The sequence below is a fragment of the Streptomyces winkii genome (genome assembly GCF_032248595.1).
In the GTDB taxonomy this organism is placed as follows: domain Bacteria; phylum Actinomycetota; class Actinomycetes; order Streptomycetales; family Streptomycetaceae; genus Streptomyces; species Streptomyces winkii.
Genome location: NZ_JASTTH010000002.1, coordinates 304544 through 319857, shown reverse-complemented (window position 1 = coordinate 319857; position 15314 = coordinate 304544). Strand labels below are relative to the sequence as shown.

Sequence of the window (15314 nt, the reverse complement as noted above, 5' to 3'; positions counted from 1 at the left end):
CGTCCGTTCCGCTCGTACGTCTGCGGCCCCTCCCCCGGTTCTCCGGGCGGAGGGGCCGTTTCCGTTGCCGCACCCCGATCAGCAGACGCAGGCGTAAACGATCACTGCGCCGGTCCGGGGTTCTTGCGCTGGTTGGCAAGGAAGCGCGCCTTCTTCTGGCGATTCCCGCAGGTGTTCATGTCGCACCATTTGCGGGTGCGGCTCTGGCTGGTGTCGAAGAACGCGGCCTGGCAGGTCGGTGATGCGCACAAGGCCAGCCTTCCGTCTCGTTCACCCGCGATGATGCTGATCGCGTCGGCGGCGATCACGCTGAGGGCGTCTTCCACGCAGGAAGCCGGGCTGAGCCGCCATCGCCGCTTGCCCTCGGCCGTCAGGATCGCCGCGGCCCGGCCCTGAGCGCTGCGGTCATTGATGACTTGGACAGCGGACGCAGGGAGAGGGTCCTGCATCGCGGCCGCTGTCGCGGCGGCGTGAATCGACTCCCTCAACTCCCGTGCGAGGTCGAGCTGGGCGGCGGTGCAGGAGTCCACGGCGAGGCCGTTCACCGCCAGCCAGTCGACGAGCCGCTCCGGCGTGGGAATGCGCTCCACCTCGTCGCCATGACGCTCCGACAGAGTGCCCGTGAAGCTGGTCGCCAGCACGCTGCCGAGGCGGAAGTCAGGGAAGCCCGCACGCATGGAACCACCTTAGCCGGTTGCGCGCCGACATGGAGACACGGTAGAACCGTCTAAGCCGGTTCGCGATAGGTCGTAGCCGGTCCACGACGGCCAGGAGGTCTCATGCCGCGTCCAGCCACCGACGTGCAAGCGTTTGAAGCCCACGCAAGCGACGCCGACCTCGACGATCTGCGCGCGCGGCTGGCCGCGGCGCGACTGCCGGAGGCCGAGACGGTCCATAGCGCCGCGCCCGGAACTCGCCGCTGGGAACAGGGCGTTCCTCTCGCCGACCTCGTCGGCCTCGTGAACTACTGGCGCACCGCGTACGACTGGCGGTCCTTCGAAGAGCGCCTCAACCGGATCGGCCAGTTCCGCACGACCATCGATGATCTGGGAATCCACTTCCTGCACCGCCGGTCCGGGCGCGCAGACGCCACACCTCTGATCCTGACGCACGGCTGGCCGGACAGCGTTGCCCGGTTCATCGATGTGGTGGACGAGTTGGCAGACCCGGAAGACGCAGACGCGCCGGCCTTCCACGTCGTCGTCCCGTCGCTGCCGGGCTTCGGTTACAGCGACAGGCCGGCCACCACCGGGTGGGGAACCGAGAAGATCGCGGCCGCATGGGTGGAGCTGATGGAAAGGCTCGGCTACGGCAAGTTCGCAGCCCACGGCGGCGACTGGGGAGGCAATATCACCACGGTTCTCGGCGGCAGGTTCCCGGCGCACGTTCTGGGCATCCACACGACGTTCGCGGAGGGACCACCCGGGCTGACGACGGACGGGCTGACGGCGGCCGAGCGCGAGTGGACCGAGGAAACCCGCGATTTCTGGGGCGGCCCCCGTGCGGCGTACGCGAAGCAGCAGGCGACCCGGCCGCAGACCATCGGCTACTCGCTCGTCGACTCACCGGTCGGGCTTCTCGCCTGGATCCTCGACAAGTTCGCCGAGTGGTCGGACACCGAAGACAGCCCGTTCGAGACGATTTCCAGAGACAGGGTTCTCGACGACGTCACGCTGTACTGGCTGACGCGGACGGGCGCATCGGCGGCCCGCATCTACTACGAGAGCCACAACTCGCTCGACCCCGAACTCCGGGTCGACGTCCCGTCGGCGATCAGCATGTATCCCCGCGACATCGAGAAGTGTCCGCGCCCCTGGGCACAGGAGCGGTACCGGCAGATCGTCCGATGGAGGTCGCCCGAAGCCGGGGGACATTTCCCGTCGCTGGAGGTTCCCGAGTACTTCGTCAAGGACGTGCAAGAGGGCCTCGCGGCAGTGCTGGCCGCTGGTCGGTGAACACGGCTGGGTGCGGAACGGCCGCGGGCGCGACGCGGAGCGCCGAGGAGCCGGACCCCCGAACGGCGGCCGGTGGGCCGGGAGTTGGGCGCCGGCCGACTCCCGTGAGGGCGGGTCCGGAGGGAGCCCGGCAGTGAGCCCGGCCAGTTCAGGAAGGTTTCCTAACGAATCGCTTGTAGTGACCATGCCGAGTCACTAGGTTCACTCGTCGAACGGCAGTTGTGTCGACTCCCCGGAAGGGTGTGCCCCCCACATGCGCAAAAGCCTCATGGCCGCCGTCGGTGCGTCCGGCGTCTTCGTCGCGGCAGCGTTCCTGATCCCCGCGGCAGGTGCGTCGCCCGGCGGCACGGCCGCTCACGACCGCGCCGATCACGCCGCCGCCAAGGACGCCAAGGACGCCAAGAAACCCGAGAAGGCCAACTCCAAGGACACCAGGGAGGGTTCGGTCAGCGCGGCAGACCTGCTGGCCAAGGTCAAGGACTGCGACCAGATCTCGAACGGCGAGTACAAGACCGACGAGGAGGGCTCGCCCTCGATTCCGGTCTGCGACACCGAGAGCGCCGTGTTCTGGAAGGGAGACCTGGACATCGACTGCGACGGCCAGGAGTCCGAGCAGTGCAACGCGCAGACCGACCCGTCCTACCAGGACGACACCGCGTTCCACACCTCCGACGGCCGGCCGCTCGACGCCGCGAAGATGCCCTACGTCGTCGTGCCCAGCAAGAGCGACATATGGAACTTCGCCGACTCCGGAATAGAGGGCGGCGGCATCGTGGCCGTCATCAGCGGCGACAAGGTCGTCTACACCGCCGTCGGCGACACCGGCCCCGAGGAGATCATCGGCGAGGCCTCCTACGCCACCGCCGAAGGACTCGGCATCGACCCCGACCCGGCCACCGGCGGCGCGGAGTCCGGCGTCACCTACATCGCGTTCAAGAACTCCAAGACGGACGCGATCGAGGACCACGACAAGACGGTCGAGTTGGGCGACAAGCTGGCCAAGGAGTTCGTCGGCAAGAACTAGAGCTCCGGGCGAACTGCGGCCGCAGGCCCAGGTCTTGCGCTCGTGGCCGGTCCCCCTGACCGGTCGCGTACGTCCACGGCTCCTCTTCCCGGAACGGCGGGAAGAGGAGCCGTTCCGGAGTCAACCGAGTCGTGTCCACACGCTCATTACGCGGCTGCCGCCGTTCCCTGTCCAGCTCAATGAGAACTCGTTCTGCGAGTGGTGAGTGATGTTGGCCGACCTGTCGAGACGGGAGAGCACGCCCCTCTTCTGCTCGGGCTGACCTAAGAGGATGCTGGCGAAGCCCAGAGCGGGACTGTCGACGTCTGTGGCGACGAATTCGATCCACGGATGTGCCGGGTCTTCCATGGAGACGCGCCATTCGCCGTACCACTTCTTGGCCAGCAGGCGCATCTTCTGGGAGTTCCATGTCGGCCGCCTCGAACAATGGGCGGAGAAGCTGCCGTTGAGTCTGAGATTCCAGACGAGCAGGTCCGAATGATCGATCTCCTCCTGCCAGTGTCCCGCGAACCGGGAATCGATCCCCTGCTCGCCGCCCTGAAAGGAGACGCTGCCTATGTTCTGACCCTGTACGACGTTCTTCGCCTGCCCGGAGAAGTTGTTGGTCCCGCCGCCCGCACGCTCGCCTCGCTCATCCATGGCCGGAGTGTACGTATGCCAATGTGGCTGCACGAGTCAGGATGCAAAGTCCATGCAGTGGTGAACACTCGGCGAGCGGACTTCTCGGGTCTGCTTCCTTCCTCTGGCATTTTCCATTGATCCGTCGCGCCGCGGTGACTGCCAGCGAAAAGGTCCTGTGCAAACCCCTGAAATGGTCTCGAACTCGCGCGAGCATATGACTTACCTGGCCGCCGTCCCGGCAAGGCCTCAACCACCGGACCGGTCGACGGCGTTCCGCTCCCGGACGGACGAAGGCGGTCACCATGGCCGCCGTCAGGACCTCGCCGGGCGGCAGTGGTCAGCAGCAGTCCGGCGGCAGGCCCTGCGGCAGGCGTTCGCCGCCGAAGACCTCGACCGTGGCCTCGTCTCCGCCCAGAGCCGCGACGGCCAGCAGCATCGAGCCGGCCGTCCAGCTCGTCAGCTCCTCCGGCCAGATCGCGTCGTCCTCGAAGACGTAACCGGTCCAGTAGAGGCCGTCCTCGGCGCGCAGATGCCGCACCCACTCAAGGATGAGCCGGGCTCGGTCGCGGTCCCCCAACGCCCAGAGCGCCAGGGCCAGTTCGGCGCTCTCGCCACCGGTGACCCACGGGTTGGGCAGCACGCAGCGCGCCCCCAGGCCGGGCACGACGAAGCGGTCCCAGCCCTCCTCGATGCGCGCCCTCGCCTCCTCGCCGCGCAGCGCGCCGCCGAGGACGGGGTAGTACCAGTCCATCGAGTAGCGGCCCTTGTCGAGGAAGCGCTCCGGGTGGCGGCGCACGGCGTGGCCCAGCAGGCCGAGCGCCAACTCCCAGTCCGGCTGCGGCTCTTCACGGTGCTCGGCCATCGCCAGCGCGCAGCGCAGCGCCTGGTGCACCGACGAGGAGCCGGTGAGCAGCGCGTCCCCGGAGGCGGTGCCGTCGGCCTCGCGCTTCCAGGCGATCTGGCCGCCGGGCAGCTGGAGCCGCAGCACGAACTCCACGGCGGCGGCGACCACGGGCCACATCCGTTCCAGAAACGCCTCGTCGCGCGTGGTGAGGAAGTGGTGCCAGGCGCCGACGGCGACGTACGCGCAGAAGTTGCTCTCGCGGGCGCGGTCGGTGGGCTCCTGTATCTCCCCGTCGGCGTAGGCCGAGTACCAGGAGCCGTCCGGCAGTTGGTGCTCGGCGAGCCACCGGTAGGCGGCCTCGGCCGCCGCGTGCTCGCCGGCCGCGTCGAGCGCCATGGCGGCCTCGGTGTGGTCCCACGGGTCGAGGTGGCCGCCTCGGAACCACGGGACGGCGCCGTCCGGACGCTGGATCGCCAGCAGCGCGTTCACGGTCTGCCTCGCCTGCGCGGCCGTCAGGACGCCGTCGAGTACGAGCCGTTCCGTGCGCTCCGGGCTCGTCACGCCTGCCCCTGGGCCGCGCCCGCCGCACCGGTCTCCTCGGGCGTCCCGGGCATCCCGGGTGAAATCCCCTCCGGGAGACGGGGTTTGGTCGCGTACGCCACGAAGCTCTTGCCGATGAGGGGGTCGAGCGCCTTCTCGGCGAGGCGGGTGGCCAGGGGCTTCTTCATGATGTCCCAGACCAGCAGCCGGTGGTAGGCGCGCACCGGGAGGGCGGCGTCGTCGCCGTCGCGCTCGACGCCGAAGGCGCACTTGAGCCACCAGTACGGGGAGTGCAGTCCGTGCGCGTGGTGCGTGCCGTACGGGCGCAGCCCCGCCTCCCGCATCTTTCCGAGCAGTTCGTCCCCGCGGTAGATGCGGATATGGCCGCCCTCGACCTCGTGGTACGCGTCGCTCAGCGCCCAGCAGACCTTCTCCGGCCCGTAGCGCGGCACGGTCACCGCGAGCCGGCCGCCCGGCCGCAGCACCCGGACCATCTCGGCGAGCACGCCCTTGTCGTCGTGGATGTGCTCCATCACCTCGGAGATGATCACGACGTCGAAGCTGTCGTCGGGGAAGGGCAGGGCGAGCGCGTCGCCCTCCATGGCCGTCGCCGTGGCCCCGGCGGGCGCCTCGCCCGCCTCGTCCATCGCCGCGAACCAGCGCGCCACTTCGCGGATCTCCTCGGCGTTCCGGTCGAGCGCGACGACGCGTGCTCCGCGCCGGTAGCACTCGAAGGCGTGCCGGCCGGCGCCGCAGCCCAGGTCGAGCACGCGGTCGCCCGGTGCGAGCGGGAAGCGGGAGAAGTCGACGGTCAGCACGGGTCTGCCTCTGCTTTCGGCGGGTCGGCGACGGGTGATGTGACGGGTGGGGCGGCAGGTGAGGCGGCGAGCGGGACGGAGGGCGGGGTGACGGAGCCGCCCCGGGCCCGGCCGCGTGCTCCCGCGCGGCCGGAGCGATGCGGCCGGAACGACCCGGCGCTCAGTGCGGCGCGCACACGGCTCTCGGCGAACCGCTCGGCGAACCGCCTGCCCCGCGCGGCCGTTCGGCCATCGCGGCCCGATAGTGCGCCACGGTCCCGCGTGCCGCCTGCTCCCAGGTGAAGTCGCGCAGCACGCGTTCGCGCCCGGCGGCGCCGAGGCGGGCGCGCAGCCCGGCGTCGCCCAGCAGACGTACGAGCGCGGCGGCGAGGGCGCCCGCGTCGCCGGGCGGCACGGCGAGGCACGTCTCGCCGTCCTTGCCCGCGACTTCGGGGATGGCACCGCCCGTCGTGGCCACGAGCGGCGTGCCGGTGGCCATGGCCTCGGCGGCGGGCAGCGAGAACCCCTCGTAGAGGGACGGCACGCATGCGACCTGCGCCCCGCGCACCAGAGCGGCCAGTTCGGCGTCGGTGATGCCCTTGACGAACTCCACTGCCGACCGCAGCCCGTAGCGCGCGAGTGCGTCCGCCACGGGCCCTTCCTCGGGACGTTTGCCGACGACCACCAGATGCGCCTCGGGGACTTCCGTACGCACCTTCGCCAGCGCCTCGACGAGATGCACCAGCCCCTTGAGCGGGACGTCCGCGCTCGACGTCGTGACGATCCGTCCGGGCACCTGGACGGTCGCCGGATCGGGCGAGAAGAGGTCGGTGTCGGCGCCGATGTGGACGACGTGGATGCGCTCCGGCCGCACGCCGAGCTGGTCGGTGATCTCCTGTCGTGACGAGCCGGAGACCGTCAGCACGGACGGCAGCCGCCGCGCGACGCGCCCCTGCATCCGCGTGAAGCCGTACCAGCGGCGCACGGAGGCACGGGCGCCGCGGGTCTTCGCCGCGTCCAGGTCCAGCTGCCGGTCGACGGTGATGGGGTGGTGGACGGTCGTGACGAGCGGGGCGCCGAGGTCGCCCAGGAGCCCGTAGCCGAGCGTCTGGTTGTCGTGGACGATGTCGAACTCGCCCCGGCGCGCGGCCAGATGGCGGCGCGCGCGCAGCGAGAAGGTGAGCGGTTCGGGGAAGCCGCCGGTCCACATCGTGGCGACTTCCAGCATGTCCACCCAGTCCCGGTACTCGCCGCGCCGCGGTGTACGGAACGGGTCCGGCTGCCGGTACAGATCCAGGCTGGGCAGCTCGGTGAGGGTGACGCCCTCGTCGAGAACGGGGTAGGGCTGGGCGCCGAGCACCTCGACGGTGTGGCCGAGGCGGGCCAGTTCGCGCGAGAGGTGGCGTACGTAGACGCCCTGGCCGCCGCAGAACGGGTTGCCCTTGTACGTCAGCAGGGCGATCCGCAGGGGTCTTTCGCCGTGGCCGCCGCCGTACGCCACCGCCGGGGCGGGTGTGCCGGGCAGGGTCGCGGGTCCGGCCGGCTCGCCGCCGCCCGTCGCGAGGGTGTCCCGTACGGCCTCTGCGGTCACTCACGGCCCCCTTCATCACGGCGCTTCCACCGGGATCGGAGACACCGGCGCTGTTCCTGGACGCGTCCGTTCCCGGGCGCGTTCGGGAAGTCGGTCCCGGCCGGGACCGTCAACCTTCGGACCAAGAATTTACCGGCCAGTCACTTATCCCGAGCAGCCGAGGCAGGTGATTCGCGCCACCCGTCGCCCACCTGCGCCAACGCCCGCGCGGGGAGGGGCGGCGCACGGAAGGGTTCGCCGCGGGCACGGGCGGATTCGCCACGGAAGAGGGCAGCCGCGGCGAAACGGGCCACGGGGCGCCCTGCGGGCGACCGCGCGAATCCAGCGCGCGGAATGGGAGTTGACCCGCGCTCTACGAGCTCGGCCTCACGGTCCTCCTCGACGGCGTCGCGGGGCCGTCGGTGCAGCCGAACGCGAGGCACAGGCCGAGGCGCACCGGCCGCTCGGACGAGATGTGGATCGCGGCCCAGGCGCCCGTAGGGACAGCGTGGGCGAGCGCGAGGGCGAAGGCGGGAACGGGAGCGGGAGCGAAGGCCGGAGCGGAAGCGGAGGCCGGAGCGGCGGCCGGAGCGGAAGCGGAAGCGGCAGCCAGAGCCGCAACGGCGGCGGCGCCACGCCGGGACGGGCGTGAAGCCGTCCTACCCCGAGACGGGCGTGAAGCGCACCGGCGTGCCGGGGACGGCCTGCGCCGCGGCGGCCAGCGCCTCCCTCGGCACGACGCCGATCACCGGATAGCCGCCGGTGACGGGGTGGTCCGCGAGGAAGACGACGGGGCGGCCCTCCGGCGGCACCTGGAGGGCGCCCAACGCGATGCCCTCGCTGGGCAGTTCACCGTCCCGTGCACGCTCCAGCACCGGGCCTTCGAGGCGCAGGCCGATGCGGTTGCTGGCGGAGGAGACGCGGTAGGCGCCGGTGACGAGAGTCCGCAGCGCGGCGTCCGTGAACCAGTCCGCGCGCGGCCCGTACACGACCGGCAGCAGCAGTTCGCCGGGCGGGGCCGCCCACGGCGCCGCGTCCGGAACGGCAGCGGCGCGCGGAGCGGTGGCGGTGGCGCCGCCGAGGCTCAACCGGACGCCGGCGCGCAGTGGTTCGGGGCCGAGGCCGGAGAGCAGGTCGGTCGCGCGGCTGCCGAGCACCACGTCCGCGTCGACGCCGCCGGAGAAGCCGATGTAGCTGCGCAGGCCCCGTTCGGCGCGGCCGGTCTCCAGTACGGAGCCCACCGGCACGCGGAACGGGACGCCCCAGGGGGCGGGCCGCCCGTCGACGGTCACCGCGCACGGGGCGCCCGTGACGACCGCCTCGGTCGCGGTGGGGGTCGCGGTGCAGGTCGCGGTGGGGGTCACGGTGGCGATCCCGGTTCCGGTCGTGGCACCGGCTCCGGTCGTGGCTCCGGCTCCGGTCGTGGCACCGGCTCCGGTCGTCGTCCCGATCCCGGTCGTGGTCGCGGCCCTCGTCGTGGCCGTGGTCGTGTGTGCGGCCGTGGCCCCGGTCTCCGTCGTGTTCCCGGTCGTTCGTACGTCGTCGGTCACGGCCGTGGCCCCGGTTCCGGTCTCGTCCTCGGCCTCGGTCGCGTACGCGACCTCGTTCTCGTCCTCGTTCCCGTCCCCGTTCTCGTCCGCTTTCCCGTTCCCGTCCGCGTTCCCGTCCGCGTCGTCCCCACGGCCGCCCGCCGTGACCCGCACCGCGCAGCCGTCCACCGTCGTCTCCAGGGTCGCGGCGCTCTCCGGGTTGCCGAGGAGCCGGTTGGCGAGGCGGTGCGCGGGCTCGTCCAGCGCTCCCGAGCGCGGCACACCGAGGTGGGCGTGGCCCGGCCGCCCCAGGTCCTGCACGGTCGTGAGCGCTCCGGCCCGTACGACGAGAAGCCCGAGCGCGGCGCGGGCCGGGACGCGCGGGCCCGGGGAACCCGCTACGGACGGCGTCATTCCGCTCCGCCCTCCGGCACGAAGCGGACGCGCGTCCCGGGCGCGAAGAGAGCCGCGGGCTCGCGTGCGGCGTCCCACAGCACCGTGCGCACGGCGGTGCCGATGAGCTGCCAGCCGCCGGGCGAGGAGCGCGGATACACGCCGGTGTACGCGCCGGCCAGCCCGACCGCGCCGGCCGGGACCTTCGTACGGGGATCGGAGCGGCGCGGCACGTGGTACTGCTCGGGCAGCCCCGTGAGATAGCCGAACCCGGGCGCGAAGCCGCAGAAGGCCACGCGGAACGAAGTCGCGGCGTGCAGCCGGCCCACCTCCTCAGGCGTGACTCCCCACATGGCCGCGACGTCCGCCAGGTCCGGACCGTCGTAGCGGACGGGGATCTCCACGGCGGACTCGCTGCCGCGTTCCAGCGGCGGTATCCGCCACTCCCCCACCTCGGCAGCGAGCCGCCGCGGCTCGGCCAGCCCGTCCAGCAGCACGGTGCGGGCACCCGGCACGATCTCCGTGATCCCCGGGAGCAGTCCGGCGGAGCGGCGGCGCAGCACCTCCGCGTGGAACGCCTCGGCGGCCTCGGCGCCGGGCAGTTCGATCAGCAGCGCGTCCCGCCCGACAGGCAGTACGACGGGACGCGGGCCTCCGGAGCCGCCGCCCTCTCTGGGACCGGGAACAGCAGCAGAGCCCGGCACGCCGAGCGCCCCGCGCGGAGTCCCCGAGCCCGTCACCGCCCCCGTATCGCCGTGCCCCGCGGGAGCCGCCTCGCCGCTCATGCGAACGCCCGCACCGTGATCCCGGCGCCGGTCAGCTCGTCCCGTATCCGCCGGGCGAGGCGGGCGGCGTCGGGGGTGTCGCCGTGCAGGCAGAGGGAGCGGGCGGAGAGCCGGAGCGGGCTGCCGTCGGAGGCCGCCACGTCCTTGCCCTCGGCGATGGCGAGCGAGCGTGCCACGACCTGGCCGTCGTCGGTGAGTACGTCGCCCGGTTCGCCGCGCGGCACCAGCGTGCCGTCGGGCCGGTAGCCGCGGTCGGCGAAGGCCTCGTTCACGACGGGCAGTCCGACGGCCGCGGCGGCGCTGTGCAGCTCGGAGCCGGGCAGGCCCAGCACCGGCAGGGGCGTGCCCGCCATCCGTATGCCGTCGACGACGGCGGCGGCCTGGACGCTGTCGCGCACGCAGCGGTTGTAGAGCGCACCGTGCGGCTTGACGTACGCGACGGCGGAGCCCGCGGCGCGCGCGAAGATCTCCAGCGCGCCTATCTGGTACGCGACTTCGGCGGCGAGGTCCTCGGCTGGCACGTCCATGCTGCGGCGGCCGAATCCCGCCAGGTCGCGGTAGGAGACCTGCGCTCCGATCCGCACCCCGCCCGCCGCCGCCAGCTCGCAGACGCGGCGCATGGTGGACGGGTCGCCCGCGTGGAAGCCGCAGGCGACGTTGGCGCTCGTGACGGAGGTGAGCAGGGCGTCGTCGTCGGTGAGGCTCCACCGGCCGAAGCCCTCTCCCAGGTCGGCATTGAGGTCGATCATCGGAGCCAACCTAGAGGATTGTTGAACAATGCGGCAAGGGGGATGTTGTCCTGTGGAGCTTTGTGGGTTTCACTGGGGCGGACCACCTGCCTGAGGAAAGATCACCATGACCGCCGACACCGACCCCGGCCTTGAGCTGTCCGAACTCGCCGCTGATCGCGCCCTGTTGGGCCGCACCAGCACGGCCGAGCGAGTCGCCGGCATCTTGCGCGAACGTATCGCACAGGGCTTCTTCCTGCCCGGGGTCCGCCTCTCCGAGGAGCGCATCGGCAGCGCCCTGGGTGTCTCGCGCAACACGCTGCGCGAGGCGTTCCGGCTGCTGACGCACGAGCGGCTGCTCGTCCACCGGCTCAACAAGGGGGCGTTCGTACGGGTCCTGTCGGCGGCGGACATCGCGGACATCTACCGCGTACGCAACCTCGTCGAATGCGCCGCCGTCCGCGGCCTCGGCGACCCTCCGTACCCACTGGAGCAGGTAGCCGCCGCGGTGGCGGCGGGCGAGCGCGCCGCCGAGCAGAACGAGTGGACCGACTGCGGCACCGCCAACATCCACTTCCACCAGGCGGTCGCGGGGCTCGCGGGCAGCGAGCGCACGGACGACCTGATGCGCGGCGTACTGGCGGAACTGCGGCTGGCGTTCCACGTCATGGACGACCCACGCCGCTTCTACGAGCCGTACCTCTCCCGAAACCGCGAGATCCTCACCACGCTTGAGGACGGCGACGCGGAGGGCGCCGAGCGGATGCTCGGCTTCTACCTGGAGGACTCACGCCGCCAGGTCATCGAGGCCTATCCGGAGCGGGGCGACTGAACTCCCCCTGCTGCTCCGGTCGTTCCCGATCGTTGAACGATCAGTACGGGGCTCGCGCCCGTCCGCGTGCCGGTACGTACGCCGGGTCAGCTGCCAGAGGCGTACGAGACGAAGCGGCGCCAGGCCGCGGGTCCCAGCGCGAGCTGGGGGCCGTCCTTGTCCTTGGAGTCCCGGACGTGGACGGTGCCGGGGCAGGCGGCGATCTCCACGCAGTCGTCTCCAGAGCTGCTGCTGTAGCTGGACTTATGCCAGGAGAGAGCGACTTCGAGGCAGTCGTCGCCGGACCCGCCGCTGTAGCTGCTCTTGAACCAGGTCAGTTCACCGGTACTCATAGCGCTCCTCGCGTCCGCCGCAGCAGGCTCAGGGAATCCTCCAGGGAGAGAGCCTGTGAGCGCATCCTGGCATACCTCATCTGATGCATGCTGACCACCTTGGGGTCGGAGACGAACTGCCCGGTCTCCTGCCCTTCGCAGTAGCTGAAGCACTGGTTCTCCGGGGTCTCCAGCAGCCGGATCGGCCCGTCCAACCCCGCGTGGGTCTCCCGCACCAACGGCATGACCTGGATCTCCACGTTCCGCAACTCCGCGACGCCCAGTACATGGTCGATGAGTTCGCGAGTGATCTCCGTCCCGCCCGTGCGGCGCAGGAAGAGATGCTCTTCCAGGATGAAGCTGTAGGAGGTGTTGGGGCGTTCGGTGAGCAGTCGTTTGCGTTCCGCTCGCGCGACCCACTGGGCCTCGATCTGGGCGTCGTCCAGCGGAGGAAGCTGGTTGACGAAGAGGTTCCGCGCGTACGCCTCCGTCTGCAACAGCCCCGGGATCAGGCGGCATTCGTACGTACTGAGCGTGATGGCCTCTGCTTCGAGCCGTGCCCACTGGCGGAACCAGCTGGCCAGTCCGGGGCTTCGGGACAGATGTCGTGCGGCTCCGCGCAACGCGCCGAAGGCGTCGAGGACTTCCTCGGCGCGTTCGACGAACTCCGGGGTGGGGAAACGGCGTCCCTGTTCCACCGAGGCGATCGTCGGCTGTGAGTAGCGCAAGCGCGGCGCCAACTCCTCCTGGGTGAGCCCGGCGCGTTTGCGGAACGCCTTGAGGACCGCGCCGAACGCCTTGAGGCTGTCGGAGGTCTCCGGTTCGCCGCCGCATCCCGTGCCCACACCGCCCGTGCCGTCCGTCATGTCCGGCCGCCTTTCCGCCCGTTCGCCTCGTGCACCCCGAATCGACTCATCCTCACGGACAGTTACGAACACTGTCCATCTGCGAACCCGTACTCCTGCCGGGCGTACTGGTTTTGGGGGTGCCCCGTACCGATTCGCCCTCGTCGAGGAAGGGCCCCGCAGGGCGGCGGCTAGAGTGAAGGGGCGTACAACGCTTCCGACCGAGGGAAGCCGGTGAGAATCCGGCGCTGACCCGCAACCGTGAGCGACGCCGTACGGGGTGAACTGCCGCCCCGCGCGGGCGTCGTGAGCCGGAGCACCGGGCCGGAGGCGAGGCTCTCGGAGTTGTGTCTGCCGCCGCCCGGCGGCGAACACCGCTCCCAACCGTCGAGGTTCACGGAGCTGAGCCGGGTGTGCCGCCCGCCAGGCGCGTGCTGCGCGAGCATGCGGCTGTGCGGTCGGGGCGGCCGTGCAGAGCTGCGGACCGCTCACCGAAAGGCACCCACATGTTCCTGCGCCGGAGCATCACGGTCGTCGCCGCGGCCACCGCACTCTGCGCCGCCACCGCGCCCGCCGCGTCCGCCGCCCCCTGGATATCGGCCGGTTCGATATCCGCCTCCTCGAAGTCCGCTCCGGCGAAGGGCGGGAAGACGCCGGAAGCGCTGTACGGCAAGGCCGATCCGAAGTACGACGGGGTGTGGAGACAGTCGATGGCCCTGCTGGCCCTCGACGCCGCCGGCGCGGACCCGGCCCGCAAGGCGGTGGACTGGCTCGTCCGGCAGCAGTGCGACGACGGCTCGTTCACCGCGTACCGCGCGGACCCGGGCGCCGCGTGCGACGAGAAGAAGACCCCCGGCGACACCAACGCGACCGGCCTCGCGGTGCAGGCGCTCTCGGCCGTGGGCGGCGAGGGCGCAGCGGTGCGCAAGGCGCTCGCGTGGCTGCGTACCGTGCAGAACAAGGACGGAGGCTGGGGCTACAACCCCGGCGGCCCGAGCGACGCGAACTCGGTGTCCGTGGTCGTCGGTGCGTACGCCGCCGCAGGCAAGTCGCCCGAGAAGATCGCGAAGAGCGGCAAGTCGCCCTATGACGCGCTCACTTCGCTCCAGCTCGGCTGCGATGCGCAGGCGGCCTCGCGCGGCGCCTTCGCGTACCAGCCCGGCAACGGCGGCAAGCTGGCCGCCAACGACGACGCGACGGCCGCGGCCGTACTGGCGGCGTCCGGCTCGGGGCTGCTGGTCGAGCGGCGGCCCAACCGTCCGCTCGCGCCGCTGAGTTGCGGCAAGGGGGACGGCGGCGAGGGCAAGCCGCGAACTCGCGACGAGGCGGGTGACGCGGGCGCCGCGTACCTCGCGTCCGTACTCGCGAAGAACGGGAACCATCTGCGTGCGGTGACGCCCGGCGCCAAGGGCACGCCGGACTACGCCAACACGGCGGACGCCGTCGTCGCGCTCGCGGCGGGCGGGCACCGCGCCCAGGCGGAGAAGTCGCTCAACTGGCTGGCGGCGAAGCTCGGTTCGTGGGACAAGGCCGAACGCGACCCGGCGGCGATCTCCGGTGTCATGCTCGCCGTACACGCCACGGGGGGCGACGCGGCGAAGCTGAAGGGCACGGATCTGCTCGGCCGACTCGTCGCCACCGGCCCGGAGCCCGCCCGTATGCCCGACGAGAAGAGCGCGACCGGCGGCGTGACGGACGAGGACGGCGACGGCGGCGCGGTGCTTCGCTGGTCCCTGCTGGGCGCGGGGCTGGCCGCGGGCGCGGGCATCGGATTCCTGATCAGCGCCCGCAGAAAGCGGCGCGGGCTGTGAGGGCGCGGAGAGCGGCGGCCGCGATCGGGCCGGTCCTGCTCGCGGTCGCGGCGGTGCAGACACCCGCGGGCGCCGCCGGTGCGTCCGAGGCGGGGTCCGCGTCCGCTCGGCTCTCGGACTCCGGCAGCTACCGCTACTGGTCCTTCTGGGAGCAGAACGGCAAGGACGGCGGCTGGAAGTACGCCACGCAGGGGCCGTCGGTGCTGCGTCCCGGCGACGGCGACGTCCTCGGGTTCCGCTTCGCGCTCAGCGAGGACTCAAAGGACGCCGCCCAGCCACGCGGCCGGGCGGAGTTCGCGGACATCTGCGGTGACACGGACCCGAAGCCGGGGCGCCAACGGATCGCGCTGAGCATCGACTTCGGCACCCCGGCGGACGCACCCCGCGGCGAGAAACCGCCCGGGCGCCGTACGGCCTGCGCGCAAGTCGACGCCGACGCCACCGCGGCCGACGCGCTCGCGGGCGTCGCCGAGCCGCTGCGCTACAACTCGGCGGCGCTGCTGTGCGCCGTCGACGGCTATCCGAGGCGCGGCTGCGGCGAGCGCGTCCCGGGCTCGGGCTCGGGCGGCGACTCGGGCAACGGCGCCGACAAGGGTGAAGGATCGGGCGGCGGCTCCGGCACCGCCCTGGGCCCGGCGACGGGCGTCGCCGCGGGCCTCGCCGCCGTCGCCACCCTCGCCCTCGCGGCGGCCCGCCGCTCGCGCCGCCGCCGCGACAGCTGAGGGGCGG

15 protein-coding genes, 1 pseudogene and 1 riboswitch are annotated in these 15314 nt (G+C 71.9%); of the genes and pseudogenes, 5 read left to right on the top strand and 11 right to left on the bottom strand.

All coding sequences use genetic code 11. The features are described 5' to 3' along the window. Positions 1-101 precede the first annotated feature (101 nt). A complete protein-coding gene (locus tag QQM67_RS05785; RefSeq protein ID WP_314172499.1) occupies positions 102-677 on the bottom strand; it encodes a CGNR zinc finger domain-containing protein in 576 nt (191 codons plus the stop codon). Positions 678-779: 102 nt separating this feature from the next. Between QQM67_RS05785 and QQM67_RS05780 the strand changes: the two genes are divergently transcribed. Both QQM67_RS05780 and QQM67_RS05775 read left to right on the top strand, forming a co-directional pair. Then, positions 780-1955, top strand: a complete 1176-nt coding sequence (locus QQM67_RS05780; RefSeq protein WP_314172498.1) for an epoxide hydrolase family protein — start codon at positions 780-782, stop codon at positions 1953-1955. A 253-nt stretch (positions 1956-2208) separates the two neighbouring features. Next, a complete protein-coding gene (locus tag QQM67_RS05775) occupies positions 2209-2979 on the top strand; it encodes a glycoside hydrolase family 75 protein (protein ID WP_314172497.1) in 771 nt (256 codons plus the stop codon). Positions 2980-3099: 120 nt separating this feature from the next. Here QQM67_RS05775 and QQM67_RS05770 read toward each other — a convergent pair whose 3' ends face one another. The 8 genes and pseudogenes from QQM67_RS05770 to QQM67_RS05735 form a co-directional block, all read right to left on the bottom strand. Further along, positions 3100-3618 carry a hypothetical protein gene (locus tag QQM67_RS05770; protein ID WP_314172496.1) on the bottom strand — a complete coding sequence of 173 codons (519 nt, stop codon included), beginning with the start codon at positions 3616-3618 and terminating at the stop codon, positions 3100-3102. Positions 3619-3937: 319 nt separating this feature from the next. Further along, complete coding sequence (locus QQM67_RS05765; protein ID WP_314172495.1) at positions 3938-5005, bottom strand: prenyltransferase/squalene oxidase repeat-containing protein; 1068 nt, start codon at positions 5003-5005, stop codon at positions 3938-3940. Further along, positions 5002-5802, bottom strand: coding sequence for a class I SAM-dependent methyltransferase (locus QQM67_RS05760; protein ID WP_314172494.1), 801 nt, complete (start codon positions 5800-5802; stop codon positions 5002-5004). Before QQM67_RS05760 ends, QQM67_RS05765 begins: the two co-directional genes overlap by 4 nt. A 160-nt stretch (positions 5803-5962) precedes the next feature. Further along, positions 5963-7372, bottom strand: a complete 1410-nt coding sequence (locus QQM67_RS05755; protein WP_399065420.1) for a glycosyltransferase — start codon at positions 7370-7372, stop codon at positions 5963-5965. 638 nt (positions 7373-8010) lie between these two features. Further along, positions 8011-8802, bottom strand: a complete 792-nt coding sequence (locus tag QQM67_RS05750) for a 5-oxoprolinase subunit C family protein (RefSeq protein WP_449657449.1) — start codon at positions 8800-8802, stop codon at positions 8011-8013. Positions 8803-9045: 243 nt separating this feature from the next. Continuing rightward, a pseudogene (locus QQM67_RS05745) lies at positions 9046-9294 on the bottom strand (hypothetical protein); the annotation flags it as partial. Further along, positions 9291-10058 (bottom strand): 5-oxoprolinase subunit B family protein, encoded by a 768-nt coding sequence (locus QQM67_RS05740; protein ID WP_314172493.1) that lies wholly within the window; start codon positions 10056-10058, stop codon positions 9291-9293. The gene QQM67_RS05740 and the pseudogene QQM67_RS05745, both read right to left, overlap by 4 nt. After that, a complete protein-coding gene (locus tag QQM67_RS05735) occupies positions 10055-10807 on the bottom strand; it encodes a LamB/YcsF family protein (protein ID WP_314172492.1) in 753 nt (250 codons plus the stop codon). The genes QQM67_RS05740 and QQM67_RS05735 overlap by 4 nt, the downstream gene beginning before the upstream one ends. Before the next feature lie 106 nt (positions 10808-10913). Here QQM67_RS05735 and QQM67_RS05730 point away from each other — a divergent pair, with 106 nt between their 5' ends. Then, on the top strand, positions 10914-11618 hold the full coding sequence (locus QQM67_RS05730; protein ID WP_314172491.1) for a GntR family transcriptional regulator: 705 nt from the start codon (positions 10914-10916) through the stop codon (positions 11616-11618). An 86-nt stretch (positions 11619-11704) separates the two neighbouring features. Here QQM67_RS05730 and QQM67_RS05725 read toward each other — a convergent pair whose 3' ends face one another. Next, entirely contained in the window at positions 11705-11950 is a 246-nt protein-coding gene (locus tag QQM67_RS05725; RefSeq protein ID WP_314172490.1) for a DUF397 domain-containing protein, read from the bottom strand. After that, a complete protein-coding gene (locus QQM67_RS05720; RefSeq protein WP_314172489.1) occupies positions 11947-12795 on the bottom strand; it encodes a helix-turn-helix domain-containing protein in 849 nt (282 codons plus the stop codon). The genes QQM67_RS05725 and QQM67_RS05720 overlap by 4 nt, the downstream gene beginning before the upstream one ends. 204 nt (positions 12796-12999) lie before the next feature. Continuing rightward, positions 13000-13095, top strand: a riboswitch (cobalamin riboswitch). A gap of 185 nt (positions 13096-13280) precedes the next feature. On the opposite strand from QQM67_RS05720, the gene QQM67_RS05715 reads away from it, so the two are divergent. Next, complete coding sequence (locus tag QQM67_RS05715; RefSeq protein ID WP_314172488.1) at positions 13281-14585, top strand: prenyltransferase/squalene oxidase repeat-containing protein; 1305 nt, start codon at positions 13281-13283, stop codon at positions 14583-14585. Continuing rightward, positions 14582-15307 (top strand): SCO2322 family protein, encoded by a 726-nt coding sequence (locus tag QQM67_RS05710; RefSeq protein WP_314172487.1) that lies wholly within the window; start codon positions 14582-14584, stop codon positions 15305-15307. Before QQM67_RS05715 ends, QQM67_RS05710 begins: the two co-directional genes overlap by 4 nt. Positions 15308-15314: the final 7 nt, after the last annotated feature.

Coding starts and splice junctions, on each gene's coding strand:
- QQM67_RS05785 (WP_314172499.1), bottom strand. CDS start 677: ATGCGTGCGGGCTTCCCTGACTTCCGCCTCGGCAGCGTGCTGGCGACC.
- QQM67_RS05780 (WP_314172498.1), top strand. CDS start 780: ATGCCGCGTCCAGCCACCGACGTGCAAGCGTTTGAAGCCCACGCAAGC.
- QQM67_RS05775 (WP_314172497.1), top strand. CDS start 2,209: ATGCGCAAAAGCCTCATGGCCGCCGTCGGTGCGTCCGGCGTCTTCGTC.
- QQM67_RS05770 (WP_314172496.1), bottom strand. CDS start 3,618: ATGGATGAGCGAGGCGAGCGTGCGGGCGGCGGGACCAACAACTTCTCC.
- QQM67_RS05740 (WP_314172493.1), bottom strand. CDS start 10,058: ATGAGCGGCGAGGCGGCTCCCGCGGGGCACGGCGATACGGGGGCGGTG.
- QQM67_RS05735 (WP_314172492.1), bottom strand. CDS start 10,807: ATGATCGACCTCAATGCCGACCTGGGAGAGGGCTTCGGCCGGTGGAGC.
- QQM67_RS05730 (WP_314172491.1), top strand. CDS start 10,914: ATGACCGCCGACACCGACCCCGGCCTTGAGCTGTCCGAACTCGCCGCT.
- QQM67_RS05725 (WP_314172490.1), bottom strand. CDS start 11,950: ATGAGTACCGGTGAACTGACCTGGTTCAAGAGCAGCTACAGCGGCGGG.
- QQM67_RS05720 (WP_314172489.1), bottom strand. CDS start 12,795: ATGACGGACGGCACGGGCGGTGTGGGCACGGGATGCGGCGGCGAACCG.
- QQM67_RS05715 (WP_314172488.1), top strand. CDS start 13,281: ATGTTCCTGCGCCGGAGCATCACGGTCGTCGCCGCGGCCACCGCACTC.